At 29.6% G+C, this 17464-nt stretch carries 18 protein-coding genes; all 18 read right to left on the bottom strand.

Features of this window, described 5'->3' with window-relative positions:
* Positions 1–4: 4 nt before the first annotated feature.
* A complete protein-coding gene (locus tag H8S20_RS10280) occupies positions 5–802 on the bottom strand; it encodes a hypothetical protein (RefSeq protein ID WP_032118664.1) in 798 nt (265 codons plus the stop codon).
* Positions 803–935: 133 nt separating this feature from the next.
* Positions 936–2132: an aspartate kinase gene (gene dapG / locus H8S20_RS10275; RefSeq protein WP_186860067.1), complete on the bottom strand. Its 1197-nt coding sequence runs from the start codon at positions 2130–2132 to the stop codon at positions 936–938.
* A gap of 41 nt (positions 2133–2173) precedes the next feature.
* Entirely contained in the window at positions 2174–2479 is a 306-nt protein-coding gene (locus H8S20_RS10270; RefSeq protein ID WP_042281678.1) for a YlmC/YmxH family sporulation protein, read from the bottom strand.
* A gap of 92 nt (positions 2480–2571) precedes the next feature.
* Positions 2572–3828: a M16 family metallopeptidase gene (locus H8S20_RS10265; RefSeq protein WP_042281676.1), complete on the bottom strand. Its 1257-nt coding sequence runs from the start codon at positions 3826–3828 to the stop codon at positions 2572–2574.
* 107 nt (positions 3829–3935) lie between these two features.
* Positions 3936–6038, bottom strand: a complete 2103-nt coding sequence (locus H8S20_RS10260) for a polyribonucleotide nucleotidyltransferase (RefSeq protein ID WP_032118662.1) — start codon at positions 6036–6038, stop codon at positions 3936–3938.
* A 77-nt stretch (positions 6039–6115) separates the two neighbouring features.
* Complete coding sequence (rpsO, locus tag H8S20_RS10255; RefSeq protein ID WP_032118661.1) at positions 6116–6379, bottom strand: 30S ribosomal protein S15; 264 nt, start codon at positions 6377–6379, stop codon at positions 6116–6118.
* Positions 6380–6551: 172 nt separating this feature from the next.
* Positions 6552–7481, bottom strand: coding sequence for a bifunctional riboflavin kinase/FAD synthetase (locus tag H8S20_RS10250; RefSeq protein WP_186860066.1), 930 nt, complete (start codon positions 7479–7481; stop codon positions 6552–6554).
* 9 nt (positions 7482–7490) lie between these two features.
* Entirely contained in the window at positions 7491–8369 is an 879-nt protein-coding gene (gene truB, locus H8S20_RS10245) for a tRNA pseudouridine(55) synthase TruB (RefSeq protein ID WP_186860065.1), read from the bottom strand.
* 3 nt (positions 8370–8372) lie between these two features.
* Complete coding sequence (locus H8S20_RS10240; RefSeq protein ID WP_186860064.1) at positions 8373–9344, bottom strand: DHH family phosphoesterase; 972 nt, start codon at positions 9342–9344, stop codon at positions 8373–8375.
* Between the two features lies 1 nt (position 9345).
* On the bottom strand, positions 9346–9696 hold the full coding sequence (gene rbfA, locus H8S20_RS10235; RefSeq protein WP_032118657.1) for a 30S ribosome-binding factor RbfA: 351 nt from the start codon (positions 9694–9696) through the stop codon (positions 9346–9348).
* 12 nt (positions 9697–9708) lie between these two features.
* Entirely contained in the window at positions 9709–11781 is a 2073-nt protein-coding gene (gene infB / locus H8S20_RS10230) for a translation initiation factor IF-2 (protein WP_032118656.1), read from the bottom strand.
* 15 nt (positions 11782–11796) lie between these two features.
* Complete coding sequence (locus H8S20_RS10225) at positions 11797–12111, bottom strand: ribosomal L7Ae/L30e/S12e/Gadd45 family protein (protein WP_186860063.1); 315 nt, start codon at positions 12109–12111, stop codon at positions 11797–11799.
* Positions 12104–12370, bottom strand: a complete 267-nt coding sequence (gene rnpM, locus H8S20_RS10220; RefSeq protein WP_032118654.1) for an RNase P modulator RnpM — start codon at positions 12368–12370, stop codon at positions 12104–12106. The genes H8S20_RS10225 and rnpM overlap by 8 nt, the downstream gene beginning before the upstream one ends.
* Before the next feature lie 13 nt (positions 12371–12383).
* Entirely contained in the window at positions 12384–13442 is a 1059-nt protein-coding gene (gene nusA, locus H8S20_RS10215; RefSeq protein ID WP_032118653.1) for a transcription termination factor NusA, read from the bottom strand.
* 17 nt (positions 13443–13459) lie between these two features.
* Positions 13460–13924, bottom strand: coding sequence for a ribosome maturation factor RimP (gene rimP / locus H8S20_RS10210; protein ID WP_032118652.1), 465 nt, complete (start codon positions 13922–13924; stop codon positions 13460–13462).
* Positions 13925–14184: 260 nt separating this feature from the next.
* A complete protein-coding gene (locus tag H8S20_RS10205; protein ID WP_186860062.1) occupies positions 14185–15009 on the bottom strand; it encodes a pyridoxamine kinase in 825 nt (274 codons plus the stop codon).
* Between the two features lie 45 nt (positions 15010–15054).
* Entirely contained in the window at positions 15055–16248 is a 1194-nt protein-coding gene (locus H8S20_RS10200; protein ID WP_186860061.1) for a pyridoxal phosphate-dependent aminotransferase, read from the bottom strand.
* A gap of 15 nt (positions 16249–16263) precedes the next feature.
* Positions 16264–17464 (bottom strand): LexA family protein (locus tag H8S20_RS10195; RefSeq protein WP_186860060.1); only part of this gene is annotated, 1201 nt, incomplete at its 5' end.

Below are 17464 nucleotides of genomic sequence, written 5' to 3'. Positions count from 1 at the left end.
CAAATTACTTTTGGTATGCAACAACATCCTTCTTACTATCTTCTATTACATTCCCATCTTTATCTAAATCATATACATTGGTAACAGTAACCTTATTAATTTCACCATCTAATTCAGTAATTCTAGCTAAGAAATAACTATTTACTTTTTTGTCTAACTTAGTTGGTTCATCCATAGTTGTTACATATTTTCCAGTTGATGTTTCTACAATAATCTCGCATTTATTATTTTCTGATCCAAACATAAATTGATTTTTTGAGTCATTGTAAACTTTAACTCTTAGTATTCCACCTTCAAATAGCTTTATGTTCTTCGCTAAATTCAAAGTCAGTTCACCTTTATTATACATTGGAATATCATAATTTTCACAAGCAATTATTCCATCTGGTGAAATAGCCCATCCTTCTTCTTCTTTTATTAGGGCATAATCATAATTGTTTGTAGTCTCTTCATCATTAGCCTTTGATGTTATTTTTATAGTGGCTCTCTTTATTGTATCACTGTAATCTTCCATACTAACAAGCTCTGAACTAATTATTTTAGACTCTTTTCTTGATTTCTCTAATATTTTTTCAATAGTAGCTAAATCATACCCTGTTGAATCTACATATACATCTGCATATAATTTTGCTAATTCACTAACATTATCTTCTTGATTATCTTTAATAAATGTATCTACAAGCTCTTCTGGAGTTCCTAATCTAAGTGGTTCTACTTCTGTCTTAGCAACACATCCTACTAAAACTGAACTAGCTATACCAGCTACTAATAGTATTTTTAAAAATCCTTTACTTTTAAACATTTTCATTCTCCTTTGTAACATATGTTTTGTTATACTTATACATTATAAATCAAATCTATACCATTTCAAATATCTTTTTCTAATATTAATAAAAGATTCATTAAAATAATGAATCTTTTATTAACAACCTATATTATAAACCAAATCTTTCATGCAATAATTTCATAGCCTGTGAAAGTTTACTTGTATGAATTAAACACCAAATAGTAATATTGGAATCAGTAGTTTGTAGTACTTCAATATTATTTTCTGTTAAAGTGTTAATAATTTTAGCCATTATCCCAGGAACTCCTGTCATTCCACTACCAACTATAGCAATAGTACTACACTCTTCTACAGTTGTAAAATTAATATTAGCTTTAGTTAATACTTGATTTAACTTTTCTTTTTCATCAGCGTTTATTGTGAAAATTTGATGTGCAGGAAAAATGTTTATCAAATCTAAACTTATATTATTTTTGGCAATATTATCTAACAAACTTCTATAGGCTACATGATTTGGATTCTCTGACAATCTTACTCTAACTTGAATTCTATTATCTAAGTGAGTTATTCCAGTTATAAAACGTCTATTTTCATCTGATACTTCTTTAATTATTAAAGTCCCTTTACTATCTGACATTGTGTTCCTTATTACTATAGGTATATTTGCTTTCTTAGCTAAATCTACAGCCTTAGGGTGAATTACTTTAGCTCCTTGATCTGCTAGTTGATAAACCTCATTATAACTTACTTCATCTATTAAAGATACATCATCAACTAATCTTGGATCGGCTGTCATAATTCCATCAACATCAGTATATATTTCAATTTCTTTAGCCTTTAATGCTACTCCTAAAATGCAAGCTGAAGTATCACTTCCCCCACGTCCTAATGTGGTAAAAAGCCCATCTTTAGTAATACCTTGAAATCCTGTAACAACTGGAACTTTTCCTTCATTTAGCACCTCTAAAATTTTACCTGGATCTGTGTTTATAAAATTTGCATTAGTGAAATTATCATCTGTTAATATTCCTGCTTGTCCACCTGTTAATGGTACAGCTTTAATTCCATAATTATAAAGTGTATTACAAACTACAACTGAACTAATTATTTCGCCACAACACATCAACAAATCTTGAGCATTTTTATTATCACTTAAGAACTTATCTCCTACAATTGATAATAATGTATCTGTTGCATATGGATCTCCCTTTCTCCCCATAGCAGATACAACCACAACAGGTTTCATACCTTCATCTATAGCAGTTTTAACTTTAGCAGCTAATTGGTTTCTTCTTACCTCTGTAGATACAGATGTTCCTCCAAATTTTTGCACTATAATTTCCAAGGACTGTTCCCCCTTAAAATTTAAGCAGTGCTAAACTATTTCTATGCTCTCGCACGCTTAATCTTTGTTTCATCTGCAGAGATTACTATTACATTAGCTCCAACTTTAGTAACACATTCCCATGGAATTTCTACATATTCGCGACTAGATAAAAAACTAAATTTACTACCACTTACTCCTACAATCATATATTTCATATAGCCATTTTCATCTATAATAAAATCTATATTTTGAGCATTATCATATTTTTCAGCAGATTCTAAATTAAATATTTCAAATCGCTCTAATTCACTAAGCATTTTTAAACCATTATCAGGCTTTTTTTCATAGTATTCATAATCTTTCATAATAACTACCCCCTTACTTATACATAATTTTATGCGTTCAGGAGGTAGTTTATTACACTTCATAATACAATTATTGTTATATTAAATTAATATTATTTTATTATTGAATTTAATTTATTAATATCTATACTTTGACCTACATATGCGGAGCTAATAATTCCTGGTTTAAAGCATCTCTCCAATACACAGTCTATGTCCTCATTACTAATTTTGTTAATTCTATTTATAACATCTTCTTGAGTTTTTATTTTATTTTGTAATAGAACTGATTTAGCATTTGCAAACATTCTTGAAGAGGTACTTTCTAATCCTAAAATATAAGAAGCTTTTATTTTCTCCTTATTTATTTTAAGTGTTTCCTCACAAATTCCCTTATGACTAAATTCTCTAAGTTCTTTATCTATTACTTCTAATGCATTATCAGCAAATTGTTTACTTAATCCTGTATATATATTTAATGTTCCTATTCCTAAATATGTTTGAGGATATGAATATACTGTATAGCATAACCCTAACTCTTCCCTTACCTTTTGAAAAAGTATAGATGATGCTCCTCCTCCAAAAACATTATTTAATAATAATAACGAATAGGCTTTATCATCTGCATAAGGTAATCCTTGTAATCCAAGATTAATATGAAGTTGCTCTATTTGTTTTTCTGTGTATGCACTTTCACTGTGAAGGGAAGGTATTGTATATTGAGGTTGATATTTATCACTTGTATTCCAAGCACCAAAATAAAACTCAATTTTCTTTTTTAATTCATCACTATCAAATTTGCCACAAATACTTATTACAGAATTGTAAGGAGTATAATGTCTATCTATATATTGCTTTATCTTTTCTCTATTAAAAGATTTGATTCCATCTATTGTTCCTAATATAGGATAAGCTAAAGAATTACCACCAAAAATAGCTTTAGAATGAATATCATCCAATACGTCTTCTGGATTATCTTCACTCATATTTATTTCTTCAATTACTACACCTTTTTCTTTTTCTATTTCTTCCTCATCAAATTTCGAGTTTAACATCATATCTGATAAAACGTCTAAACATAGATCCATTTGAGTATTTAATGATTTCAAATAATAGCAAGTAGTTTCTTTGCTAGTAAATGCATTTATTTGTCCACCTATATTTTCTATTTCTTGAACTATATTCTTAGCTGTTCTTTTCTCAGTTCCTTTAAAGAACATATGCTCAATAAAATGAGATATTCCATTTTCATCTTTCGTCTCATTTCTTGAACCGTTTTGAACCATTACGCCAACACTTATTGAATTAACATGTTCAATATATTCAGTTACTACTCTTAAACCATTATCTAATGTATATAAATTAAACATAATTTCCTCCCTAACTTTGTTACTTTGCTTTTAGTTTATTTTATTACTGCTATAATTATTCTTTATATTAAAAAAAGAGAATTTAATAATTCTCTTTCATTAGTATTTTATTCGCTTTTTTCTTCATCATCAGGTAAAGCATCTTTTCTTGATAGATTTATTCTACCTTGTTGGTCTATTTCAGTTACCTTAACTAAAATTTCGTCTCCTACAGAAACGATATCTTCAACCTTGTTTACTCTAGCCTTATCTAATTTTGAAATGTGACAAAGTCCTTCTTTATTTGGTAATATTTCAATAAACGCACCGAATGTGGCTATTTTAGTTACCTTTCCTAAATAAACTTCACCTGGTTGCACTTCTTTTGTTAATCCTTCTATAATTTTAATAGCAGCATTAACACCATCATGATCAGGAGAAGATACAAATACTGTTCCATCTTCTTTTATGTCAATCTTAACCCCAGTATCTGCAATTATCTTATTAATTACTTTTCCACCGGCACCGATGACATCTCTAATCTTTTCAGGATCAATTGTAATTGTTGATGTCTTAGGAGCAAATCTAGAAACTTCTTTTCTTGCTTCTGGTAAACATTCATTTATTTTATCTAAAATAAACAATCTTGCTTTTCTTGCCCCTGTTATAGCATCTTTTATTACCTTAAAGCTTAAACCAGCAATCTTAGTATCAACTTGAATTGAAGTTATACCTTCAGTTGTACCAGCAACCTTAAAGTCCATATCCCCAAAGAAATCTTCTATCCCTTGAATATCAGTTAATACTTCTTCTTCTGATAAATCTTCAGATGTAATAAGGCCCATAGCTATTCCAGCTGCCGGTCTCTTAAGAGGTACTCCAGCTGCTAGAAGTGCTAAAGTTGACCCACAAACAGCACCTTGAGATGTTGAACCATTAGAACTTAACACTTCAGATACTAATCTAATAGTGTATGGGAATTCTTCTTCTGATGGTATTAATGGCTCTAATGCTCTTTCTGCTAAAGCACCATGACCTATTTCTCTTCTACCAGGTCCTCTTAGTGGTCTTACTTCACCTACTGAATAAGCTGGGAAGTTATAGTGATGCATATATCTCTTAGATTCTGTTTCACCTATACCATCTATTATTTGAATATCTCCAACTGCACCTAAAGTAGCAACTGTCATTACTTGAGTTAATCCTCTTGTAAATAATCCAGTCCCATGAGTTCTTGGTAATAGATCAACTTCACATGAAATCTTTCTTATTTGATCAAAAGCTCTTCCATCTGGTCTTCTTCCATGATTTAAAAGCATATCTCTAACTACTGCTTTTTGCATATCATATATTATTTCTTTAGAATCACCAAAAGTGTCTGCATATTTTTCAGCAAATTCTTCAGCAATCTTATCGTTTACTAAATCCATTGCAGCATTTCTCTCATCTTTATCAGTAATCCACATAGCTTCTTTAATCATATCACCAGCAAAAGCTTCGATATCAGCCTTTAAATCACTATTTGGCTTGTAAAGTACAGGTTCATCCTTTTCTTTACCGAATTTGCTCATAGCTTCTTCTTGGAATTGAATAATATCTTGACACTTATCAAATCCATATTCGATAGCTTTTATCATGGTATCTTCAGGTATTTCATCTCCACCTGCTTCAATCATCATAACTCTATCCTTTGTAGCACAAACAGTTAATTGAAGAATACTCTCTTCTCTTTCAGTTGATGTTGGATTTAAAACAAAGTTTCCATCGATTAGTCCCACTTGCACCGCAGCAACTGGAGTAGTGAAAGGTATACTAGATACGCATAATGCCATAGATGCAGCATTAATTGCTAGAATTTCTGGTAAGTTATCTTGTTCTACAGATACTACTGTACAAACTACTTGAACGTCATTTCTATATCCTTTTGGGAATAAAGGTCTTAGAGGTCTATCTACAGCTCTTCCAAAAAGTATTGCATTTTCAGAAGGTCTTCCCTCTCTTTTAATAAATCCACCTGGAATTTTTCCTACAGCATATAATCTTTCTTCATATTCAACACTTAATGGGAAAAAGTCTATACCTTCTCTTGGTTTTTCTGAAGCATTAACATTTGTTAATATTACTGTATCTCCATAGCTCATAAAAATAGCTGCATTTGATAGCATTCCTACTCTACCAAACTCAACTTTCATATTTCTACCTGCTATATTTTTTTCAAGCACATTAATCATTTAATAACCTCCTTTCAGGTCTATCATACAAATATAATTTTTTAAAATAATAGAGCGGAAAAAACCCGCTCTAAAGATTATCTTCTTAAGCCTAATTTTGAAACTATAGCTCTGTATCTTTCGATATCTTGAGCAGCTAAGTAGTTTAAGAATCCTCTTCTTTGTCCAACCATCATTAAAAGACCTCTTCTTGAGTGGTGGTCTTTTTTGTGCATTTTTAAGTGACTAGTTAAAGAATTGATTCTTTCTGTTAATAATGCGATTTGAACTTCTGGTGAACCTGTATCACCTTCGTGTCTTCCGAATTCATTGATTATTTCTTGCTTTCTGATTTTATCCATCTTTCTTACCTCCGTAAATATATCCCCTATGACCATGAAATGAGAAATCACCCTCATATCTTAGAAATAGGTTTTCCATAAAGAATTATAACAAACTAATTATGTCTTGTAAATATAAATTAATTATTTCCTACAATTTTGTTGTATTTATAACTACAATACGCTTATACGTCTATTTTTGTCTTATAATTTCTCTATTTTCAGCATATCTTTTATCTTTTTTTAATTGACATACTAATTCATCGAGTCCATTAAATTTCATTTCATCTCTTATTCTATCTATAAAGTATATTTTAATTTCTTCATCATATATATACTCGTTAAAATTTAATATATAGGTTTCTATAGTTAATTCTTTCCCATTTACTGTAGGATTATTCCCAATTGATGTAATTCCTTTGTATATTTTACCATTTATTTCGATATTAGTGTAATAAACACCTACTTTAGGAATTAACTTTGGTGTGGTTAAACTAATGTTAGCTGTCGGAAATCCAATTTGTCTTCCTAGTTTCTTTCCGTGAACTACATTACCAGTAATTGAATAATGTCTTGATAACATTTCATTAGCTATAGATATATCACCATTTACTATTTCTTTTCTTATACGCGTAGAGCTAACTACATCATCTTCATATATGCATGGTTCCATTACACAAAGTTCATAACTGTATTTTTCTTTTAGTTTTTTTAAAAGTTCAATATCACCTAGATTTTTATAACCAAATCTAAAATTAAATCCAACAACAATTCCACGTATAGAATAGTCATTGCATAACCATCTTATAAACTCCTCAGGATCCATTTTCATTACTTCTTTGTCAAAAGTTTTTAATGCTAGAATATCAACATTTTCTTTAAGTAAAACATCAATTTTTTCTTTATTAGTCATTAGTAAATCTAGATTGTTTTCAGCCATTATTACTGTTCTAGGATGATTTTTAAAAGTAAATACCATTGATTTACCTTCATTCTCCCTAGCTAAATCTTTAACTTTATTAATTAAAGATAGATGTCCAATATGAAGTCCATCGAAGCTACCTAAAGCAACATAATTGTTTCTTTTGGGTTCTAATAAATTAACATTATCTAATACTAACATTACCTTCTCCTAAGTAATTAATAACTTCTCTATCTTAAATCCATTATTATTTTTACAGCCAATTCCTAACAAATTATTATCTTCATCATATACTCTATATAATTTATTTTGAATTACAGTATCTTTTGTAAATCTTGAATCAAAAACATTAACTCCATTAATTAAAAGTTTAGCAAATTTATTTGTTACAACTATTCTATCAAATTCCTCTAAAGCATTTTCTATAGTAATTAAATTTTGAGTTAAAGTTTCAGTGTTTAGTTCATTTATATTAACTGAATTATCTATTGAAAATCTAGAAGTTTTTAATCTACATAATTCTGTCATAGCAGCGTATACGCCAAGTCTTTCTCCAATATCAAAACATAAGCTTCTTATATAAGTTCCTTTAGAACAAGTTACTTTCATTGATATATAAGGATTGTCTATTTTTATATCTTCAATATTATATATAGTAATATTTCTTCCTGGCCTTTCAACCTCTATTCCTTTTCTAGCTAATTCATATAATCTTACTCCATTTTGCTTTAAAGCTGAATACATTGGTGGTACTTGACAATACTCTCCTTTAAAAGAGTTTATTGCATTTAATATTTCCTCATCTTTCAATAGAGAACAATCTCTTTCTTCAAGAATTTCACCTTCTAAATCATATGTAGTTGTTCTTATACCTAGCTTAAAAGTGACTTCATAGATTTTTTCTGAATCCATTATGTAATCTATAATCTTAGTAGCTTTACCAATGCATATAGGTAAAACTCCTGTTGCTTCTGGATCAAGTGTACCAGTATGTCCAACCTTTTTGATTTTACATACCTTTTTAACTTCTCTAACTACATCAAAAGATGTCATTCCTTTCGGTTTAAAAATATTTAAAACACCATTCATTTTCTACAACTCTTTCTCTATTTCTTTTAAAAGAATTTCTTTTGCTTCATTTATAGATTTATCTTTAACTGATATTCCTGCAGCTTTAGTATGTCCTCCACCACCAAAAATCTCAGCAATCTTTCTTACATCTACATCGTTTTTTGAACGCAAGCTACACTTTACGCCATTTTCAACTTCTTTAATTAAAAGTGTAACTTCTACACCTTTAATTTGTAAACCGTAAGATATAATATCAGATGTATCTCCAATTTCTATACTAAACTCATTAGCAAAGCTATTTGGTAATTCTATTAAAGCCACTTTACCACCTAATACTAATTTCATATTACTTATTACTTTACCAATAAACCTAACTCTATCAAATTCCTTATTATCGAAAAGACTTTGATAAATATAAGTATTATTTACACCGATCTTTTTTAAATTGCTAGCAATTAGTAACGTTCTATCAGTTACATTTGAATGTCTGAAACAACCAGTATCTGTAACTAAAGATGTATAAAGACATGTAGCAACATTTAATGTTTTTTCATTATCTATAGATAAATCTACTCCTAATAACCCTAGAAGTTCATATACTATTTCAGCTGTAGCAGAAGCTGTTGTATCTACATAATTACTGTCTCCGTAAAAATCATTAGAAAGATGATGATCTACATTCAATAATACCCCATTAAAATTACTTAAATTAGCACAAACTCTTTCTAAGTTTCCACAATCTAAAACTATTACAACGTCTGTATCTTGAGTTGGTTCTGTTATATTTCCTGTTACTTCATTCGAAGCTGGAAGATAATTAAGATTTTCACTTAACTTATCCTTTGATATGATGTAAGCGTCTTTATTAATAATACGTAATCCTTGTAGAAGTGCAAGGACACTACCTACAGCATCACCATCTGGTGATACATGGTAGGTAATGCCTATCTTTTTTGCACCTAATAATATTTCACTAATAGACTTTAAGTCCACTTTATTTATCCTTAACCTTTGCAATTAACTCTTCAATATGCATTCCATAATTAATCGAATCATCTAATTCAAATAATATTTGTGGATTATATCTTAAATTAATTCTTTGACCAATTTCTCTTCTAATATATCCACTTGCATTCTTTAAGGCTAAAAACGTATTATTTTTTTCTTCTTCATCTTTTCCGAATATACTTACAAAAACTTTTGCATATCTTAAATCCTTAGTAACTTTTACATCAGTAACAGAAACCATTGCAGTAAGTCTTGGATCTTTTATTTCATTTCTTATTATATTACTTATCTCTCTTTTTACTTCTTCGTTTATTCTTCCGCCTCTATAGTTAGCCATTTAATTCACCTCTTAAAGCTCTTTTCTTTTAATAGCTTCCATTGAATATGACTCGATTATGTCTCCTTCTTTAAGGTCATTGAACTTTTCAACGCTTAATCCACACTCATATCCTCTAGCAACTTCTTTAGCGTCATCTTTAAATCTCTTTAAAGAAGCAAGCTTTGATTCAAATATAACTATTCCATCTCTAATAACTCTTATTTCAGAACTTCTTACTATCTTACCATCTATTACATAGCATCCAGCTATAGTTCCTACATTTGAAATTTTATATGTCATTCTTACTTCTGCTTTACCATTAACAACTTCTTTGTATTCTGGATCAAGCATACCAATCATAGCTGATTTAACATCTTCTATAGCATCATAGATTATTCTATAAGTTTTAATTTCAACACTATCTTTTTCAGCTTGAGCTACGGCATTGTTATCAGGTCTTACGTTAAATCCTATAACGATGGCATTTGAAGCTGCTCCTAAAGTTACATCAGTTTCAGTTATAGCACCTACAGCACCATGGATAACTCTAACCTTAATATCATCGGTAGAAAGTTTTTCTAAAGATTGTTTAATAGCTTCAACTGAACCTTGAACATCAGCCTTAACAACTATTGATAATTCTTTTACTTTACCTTCTTGGATTTGGCTATATAAGTCTTCTAATGAAACTCTATTTGATGATTGATGGCTTTCAGTTCTAATTTTTTCTTTTCTAGATTCAGCCATATTTCTTGCAGTCTTTTCGTCTTTAACAACTACAAATCTATCACCTGCAGCTGGAACTTCAGATAAACCTAATACTTCAACTGGAATTGATGGTCCAGCAGATTTAATCTTCTTTCCTTTATCATCAAACATAGCTCTGATTCTACCATAAGTTGATCCAACTAATATTGAATCTCCTACATTTAAAGTACCATTTTGGATAAGTAAAGATGCAACTGCTCCTCTTCCTTTATCTAACTTAGCTTCAATTACAGTTCCTTTACCTTTTCTATTAGGATCAGCTTGTAATTCTTGCATTTCAGAAGTTAAGATAACCATTTCTAAAAGACTTTCTAGATTTTCACCAGTTTTAGCTGAAACAGGAACACAAATTGTATCTCCTCCCCAGTCTTCTGCAACTAAACCATGTTCAGTTAACTCTTGTTTAACTCTATCTATGTTAGCACCTGGTCTATCTATTTTATTTATAGCAACTATCATTGGAACTCCAGCAGCTTTACAGTGGTTAATTGCTTCTTTAGTTTGAGGCATTATTCCATCGTCAGCAGCTACAACTAATATAACTATATCAGTAACTTGTGCGCCCCTTGCTCTCATGGCAGTGAAGGCTTCATGTCCAGGAGTATCTAAGAATGTTATCTTTTCTCCATTTAAAGTTACAGTGTAAGCACCAATATGTTGAGTTATTCCACCTGCTTCACCTACAGTAACTTTTGCATGTCTTATAGCATCTAAAAGTGATGTCTTACCATGGTCAACATGCCCCATTACTGTAACTATTGGAGGTCTCTTTTCTAAGTTTTCTTCTGAAGCTTCAACTTCTTCTTCAAACTCTTCTAATTCGTTATTTTCTTCTTTTCTTGCAACTAAAACTTCATATTTCTCACATACTTTTTCAGCAGTATTAAAATCTATTTCTTGATTTAATGCAGCCATAACCCCTGTGAATATTAAAGTTCTAATTACATCATTGCTAGGTTTTCCAAGCTTTTCAGATAATTCTTTAACTGTAATAGTTTCACCTATTTCAATAACTCCTGATGCAGCTTCAGCATTTCTTTCAATTTCTTCCTGCTCTAATTGTTTCTTAGTCTTCTTCTTTTTTCTTACACCTTTATTTAACTCTTCAGCTAATTCATCTTCATATTCATCAACTATGGTTTTCTTTTCTCCATCTTCTGAGCTACTATCTGAAGATCCACCTAATAATTCTTTTATAAGTTCTGCATCCTCATCTTCTATTACACTCATGTGGTTTTTCACTTCTATGCTAAATTCATCCATTAATAAATTTATTAAATCTTTCGAGCTAACATTAAGCTCTTTTGCCAATTCATATACTCTAATCTTTGACAATAAAATCACCCCCGGTTAATTTGTTACTTTTTCTGTTTTGTATAATGACAATAGTTTTTCTGCCATATTTTTATTTTTTAATGCTAAAATTTTTATTTCAGCTCTTCCAATAGCAATTCCAAGCTCTTCTTTTGAAAAGTCCTCTATTAAAGGTATTTCTTTTTCAGCGCAATGATTTCTAAACTTTCTTCTTGTACTATCTGATGCATCATTAGAAAGAATTACAAGATATAGACTGATTCTATTTCTTTGTTCATCACATTTACTATAACCTTCAATCAAATTTCCTGATCTTTTTACTAAACCTAGAAAATTAAAAAATTTATTCATTTTCTATCTCATTCCTTAGTCTGTTGTATATTTCTTCATCTATAACAACATCTAGATTTCTACTTAATCTTTTTGCTTTAAAAGCCTTTTCAAGACATTCAGCATTTTTACAAACATATGCTCCTCTACCGGATTTTTTGCCAGTTAAATCTACTGAAACTTCCCCTTCCGGGCTCTTAACAACTCTTATAAGTTCTTTTTTAGGTTTCATCTCCATGCATCCAGTACACATTCTTAATGGTATCTTTTTTACTTTCATAAAAAAATCACCTCTATTCAGTAGCTGCTTCAGCTTGAGATTTGCTCTTTATATCTATCTTCCATCCAGTTAATTTTGCAGCTAATCTAACATTTTGCCCTTCTTTACCTATAGCTAATGAAAGTTGGTTATCGTCAACAACAACCTTAGCTGATTTATTTTCTTCATCAACATCTACACTTAATACTTTTGCAGGACTTAAAGCACTAGCTATAAACTCTTCTGGAGCTTTACTCCATTTTATTATATCTAATTTTTCACCTTTAAGTTCATTTACTATATTTTGTACACGTGCCCCTTTAGGTCCAACGCAAGCTCCCATCGGATCAACATTTTCATCATGAGAAACCACAGCAACCTTGCTTCTTGAACCTGCTTCTCTTGATATACTCTTAATCTCTACAACACCTTCATGTATTTCTGGAACTTCTAGTTCAAATAATCTTTTAACTAGACCAGGATGTGTTCTTGACACAACAACTTGTGCTCCTTTTGGTGTATTTTTAACTTCTACAACATAAAGTTTAACCTTTTCTGGGAATTTATAGACTTCTCCAGGCATTTGTTCATTTGGCCCTATTGCTGTTTCAAGCTTACCTATATTAACAAATACGTTACCTTTATCTTTTCTTAATATAGTACCAGTAATGATATCATATTCTTTTTCTTTGTATTCATTATATATAATGCTTCTCTCAGCTTCTCTAATTCTTTGAGTCACAACTCCTTTAGCAAGTTGTGCTGCAACTCTACCAAAGTTTTTAGGTGTAACCTCAAAATCAACTACATCGTTTAAATCATACTTAGGATTTATTTCCTTTGCTTCCTCTAAACCTATTTCCGTTACATTATCAAAAATTTCTTCAACAACTATTTTTTGAGAATAAACGTGAATCTCTCCGTTGTCTCTATTTATTGTAACTTTTACATTTGCAGCTGCAGAATTAGGTCCAGCATAATTCTTTTTGTATGCAGCCTCTAATGCATCCTCTATAGTTTCAAATAATAAATCCTCACTAATACCTTTTTCCTTAACAATTTCTCTAAGAGCTCCTATAAACTCCTCATTCATTTTGATTACCCTCCTTGCTATATTTCCCCTTCTAAGTTTGTAGATTTTATCTTATCTTTAGGAATAGTTTGTAATTTTTCGCCTTCTAATTCAACAATTATATTATCTTCATTAACTTCCTTTAAAATTCCTTTAAAGTTCTTATTTCCATCTAATGCTTTAGTTAATCTTACTAAAACTTCTCTGCCAACAAATTTTACATAGTGATCATTAGTAAATAATCTTCTGTTTAATCCTGGTGAAGAAACTTCTAAGAAATAAGCTTCTTTTATTGGATCTACTTCATCTAGTACATCACTAACTCTTCTTGAAAGAGCTTCACAGTCAGATAGGAATATTCCCCCATCCTTATCTATATATATTCTTAAATAATACTCTCCATTTTCCTTAACATATTCAATGTGATATATTTCTAAGTTAAGTTCATTAGCCATAGGCTCAACAATTCCGTAAATCTCTTTAATTAAAGACTCAACTTTCATATTAACCCTCCTTTACAATATTCAGTTTTTTAAGTAATTTAAAAATGTACGTAAAAACGCAACTAGGTAAAGTAGTTGCGTTCAAATAGAAAAAGCGGGAATTTATACCCCACTTTGTTTTTAAGCTATTAGTAAATTACTTCTTTTTAAATGTTAACATACTTCACTCTAAAATTCAAGGGGTATATATTACATTTATTACCCTATTTAAAATTTACCCAATTTTAATCATTTTATTCAAATTAAAATTAATTAACATATCACATAAATAATTCTTTTAATAATGGTTCAAATAAAATTCCATTTTTCTCATCTGAATTTTCTAAAGTTGTAATATCTACAGCTTTTTTTATAAAATCACAAGCTTTTTCTACTGATTTTTTAAAATCCAAACCATTTACTAACATTCCACAAATAATAGATGTAAAAATATCACCCGTTCCACTATATGATTTTTTATTATAGCTACTAGATACAAAAAAACTCTCGTTGTTTTTTCTATCATAAGCAAAAGTTATTACTTTATCATCTTTAACAACACCAGTTATTACAACTTTTTCAGGACCTAGCTCGCTAATCTCCTTAGCTATTCCTAGTAGATTATCTTCATTTGTAACATCATTATAGGCCCTATCAGTTAAAATACAACATTCAGTTAAATTCGGTGTTACTACATCAGCATGCCTAACTAATTCTTTTATTCTGTTACACATCTCCTCTGTGTAAGTTTTATACTTTTCTCCATTATCACCCATTACTGGATCTACGACGATTAAAGCTTCTTTATGTTTTTCTATCAAATCTATTACTATATTAATTTGATCCTCAGAACCTAAAAAGCCACTATATATACCATCAAATTTCAAATCCATACTATTCCAAGTATTAATATACGGCTTCATTTCACCAGTAAAATCAAAAAAATGAAACTTTGGATAATCTGTCTGACAAGATAAAATCGCTGTTGGAAGAGGACATGCTTGTAAACCTAACACAGATAATATAGGTATAGCTGCAGTTAAGGAACACCTACCTATTCCAGCTAAATCATGAACTGCTGCAACCTTTTTGACTAACTTTGACACTATTACACCACCTATAGTTCTTCTGTACTACACAAAAACATTATATTATAAATAATCATTAAATAACTCAGCTACCTTTTCAAAGGCTTTTAAAGACTTTTTAATCTTTTCATAATTAACGCAATAAGAAAGTCTAAAATAACCCTCACATCCAAAAACAGATCCAGGAACAGCTAATATGTTAAACTTTTTTAATTCATTACAAAACTTCTTATCATCTTTAATAGGAGACTTTGGGAATAAATAAAAAGCCCCTTGTGGTTTTAAGCATTCAAATCCCAAATTAGTAAGATGATTATATAGTAAATCTCTATTTTTCTTATAAATATCAACATCAACTTCTAAGTCTAATGACATAGATACAACCTTTTGAAAAAGTGATGGTGCGTTAACAAATCCCAATACTCTATTAGCAATATTTAACGCTGATAATATTTCTGATAAATAATCCAATTCTGGATTTACAACTATATATCCAATTCTTTCACCTGGTAATGATAAAGACTTACTGTATGAATATACTATTAAAGAGTTCTTATAGTATTTAAGAATATACGGCACACATTCGCCATCATATACAATCTCTCTATATGGCTCATCGGATATTAAATATATAGTAGTCCCAAACTTTTTTGAAGTTTCTGTTAAAATATTGCTTATAGCTTTTATAGTTTCTTCAGAATAAATTATTCCTGAAGGATTGTTTGGAGAGTTAATTATTATAGCTTTAGTTCTATCTGATATTTTTTCCTTTAACTCATCTAACTTTGGTTCAAAAGTATCTTCCTTACAAGAAACTATTATAGTTTTACCACTATAATTATTAATATAATTTATATATTCACCAAAATACGGCGCTAATATTATAACTTCATCTTCCGGATTAATTAATGTTTTCATAATAATATTAAGTCCACCTGCAGCTCCACAAGTCATAATAATATTTTTATCCTCTAAAGAAACTCCTTTTGTGTTAGTTAAATGTTTAGCTATATTATCCCTCACAGAAAAATATCCCGAATTATTCATATATCCATGGATATCTAATGGACTTTCATCATTTAATATTCTCATTATATTTTCTTTAATCTCATTTGGAGGAATTACACTAGGATTTCCAATACTAAAATCGAAAACATTTTCCTCACCATATATTTTCTCTAACCTCTTACCTTCATCAAACATCTCTCTAATAACAGAGTTGTTTTGCATTAATAATTCCATACTCTTTGACACCATATTAAACGCCCCCTTTTAATAATGTTGTTTTATTATTCCTATTGCTACCCCTAAAATACTTACCTCTTTATTAGATAAATTTATTTCACTATATCTGCTGTTTGCAGGCATAAGCTTAGGATACTTATCATTTGTATTCAATATTTTCAATGTTGCTTCACCATCTAATGATGCTGCTACAATATCGTTATTGTAAGCTGTATGCTGCTTCTTTATAACAACTAAATCTCCATTAAAAATATTTTTATCAATCATACTATCTCCCTTTACTTCAAGTATAAAGGTATCTTTACCTCTTTCTAGCCACCCTGATGGAAGATAAAAACTTTCTCTTATTTCATCATTTATTTCAATTGGATTACCAGCTGCAATCTGATTGAATACCGGTATCTCTTTTAATTCGTCTTCTTTAAATACTATATTATCTTGTAAATATATTTCCTTAGATCCACTTAAACTATCTATATTAAAATCAAATTCACTTCTATGCTTTAAATTAATATATTTAAATTTATCCATATAATCTACCTTTTTTACTTCATTATTAATAGCAAAGTTTTTTAAAACATACGTTTTATTTTTAAACTCATCTTCTAAAAAAGTTGTCTTCTTTCCTTTAACAAACCACGAATCAACTTCCATATCCTCTTCGGTATTTATTATAAAAGTCAAAGAAGATGTATTAGATATATTGTATAAAGAAGTAATGAAGCTAATCTCACCTTTACTAATCTTCTCTCCACCATCTACTATTATATGTTTATACTTACAATTAATATTTTTGCTAAACTCTTTTGCAAATTTAATACGATCGTACTTGTCCATAAATTGATTTTGAAGCATTTTTTCATTGTACATTTCCATTAAGTTATATAGTAATCTTCTTGATATAGAGTTTTTTCTTGCTCTCTTTACAACACCTGTTCTATTGCTATTCATATATTGGTCTAATGTAAAATTAGAAGATTTAATCCAAAGAATTTCATCCAACAAATTTTCTAAAGATAATTTGTTAATTAACTTAGATTTCTTTTTACACTGATTAATAGCTTCAGTAAAGCTCTCATCTTTCATTATACAAATCAAAGAATCTTTAGATTTATATTCAAGATTTATATTATTATGTACTTTGTATTTATTACAATATTCTAGTATAAGCTCTGGTAATGAAAGAATTGTAACTTTATCATCTATAGAAGAAAAAAGAAATCTAAGT

The sequence above is a fragment of the Clostridium hominis genome, from assembly GCF_014287825.1.
Taxonomy (GTDB): domain Bacteria; phylum Bacillota; class Clostridia; order Clostridiales; family Clostridiaceae; genus Clostridium; species Clostridium hominis.
Note: the sequence above shows the minus strand (reverse complement) of the source record. Positions and strands in the feature narration are given on the sequence as shown.

What these genes read in the sequence shown, in the direction of transcription:
- H8S20_RS10260 (WP_032118662.1), bottom strand. Translation starts at nt 6,038, where the DNA reads ATGATTAATGTGCTTGAAAAAAATATAGCAGGTAGAAATATGAAAGTT.
- H8S20_RS10225 (WP_186860063.1), bottom strand. Translation starts at nt 12,111, where the DNA reads ATGAATAAATTTTTTAATTTTCTAGGTTTAGTAAAAAGATCAGGAAAT.
- H8S20_RS10265 (WP_042281676.1), bottom strand. Translation starts at nt 3,828, where the DNA reads ATGTTTAATTTATATACATTAGATAATGGTTTAAGAGTAGTAACTGAA.
- rimP (WP_032118652.1), bottom strand. Translation starts at nt 13,924, where the DNA reads ATGAAAGTTGAGTCTTTAATTAAAGAGATTTACGGAATTGTTGAGCCT.
- rpsO (WP_032118661.1), bottom strand. Translation starts at nt 6,379, where the DNA reads ATGGATAAAATCAGAAAGCAAGAAATAATCAATGAATTCGGAAGACAC.
- H8S20_RS10250 (WP_186860066.1), bottom strand. Translation starts at nt 7,481, where the DNA reads ATGTTAGTATTAGATAATGTTAATTTATTAGAACCCAAAAGAAACAAT.
- rnpM (WP_032118654.1), bottom strand. Translation starts at nt 12,370, where the DNA reads ATGAAAGTAAAAAAGATACCATTAAGAATGTGTACTGGATGCATGGAG.
- truB (WP_186860065.1), bottom strand. Translation starts at nt 8,369, where the DNA reads ATGAATGGTGTTTTAAATATTTTTAAACCGAAAGGAATGACATCTTTT.
- rbfA (WP_032118657.1), bottom strand. Translation starts at nt 9,696, where the DNA reads ATGGCTAACTATAGAGGCGGAAGAATAAACGAAGAAGTAAAAAGAGAG.
- H8S20_RS10270 (WP_042281678.1), bottom strand. Translation starts at nt 2,479, where the DNA reads ATGAAAGATTATGAATACTATGAAAAAAAGCCTGATAATGGTTTAAAA.
- H8S20_RS10280 (WP_032118664.1), bottom strand. Translation starts at nt 802, where the DNA reads ATGTTTAAAAGTAAAGGATTTTTAAAAATACTATTAGTAGCTGGTATA.
- H8S20_RS10200 (WP_186860061.1), bottom strand. Translation starts at nt 16,248, where the DNA reads ATGGTGTCAAAGAGTATGGAATTATTAATGCAAAACAACTCTGTTATT.
- nusA (WP_032118653.1), bottom strand. Translation starts at nt 13,442, where the DNA reads ATGAATGAGGAGTTTATAGGAGCTCTTAGAGAAATTGTTAAGGAAAAA.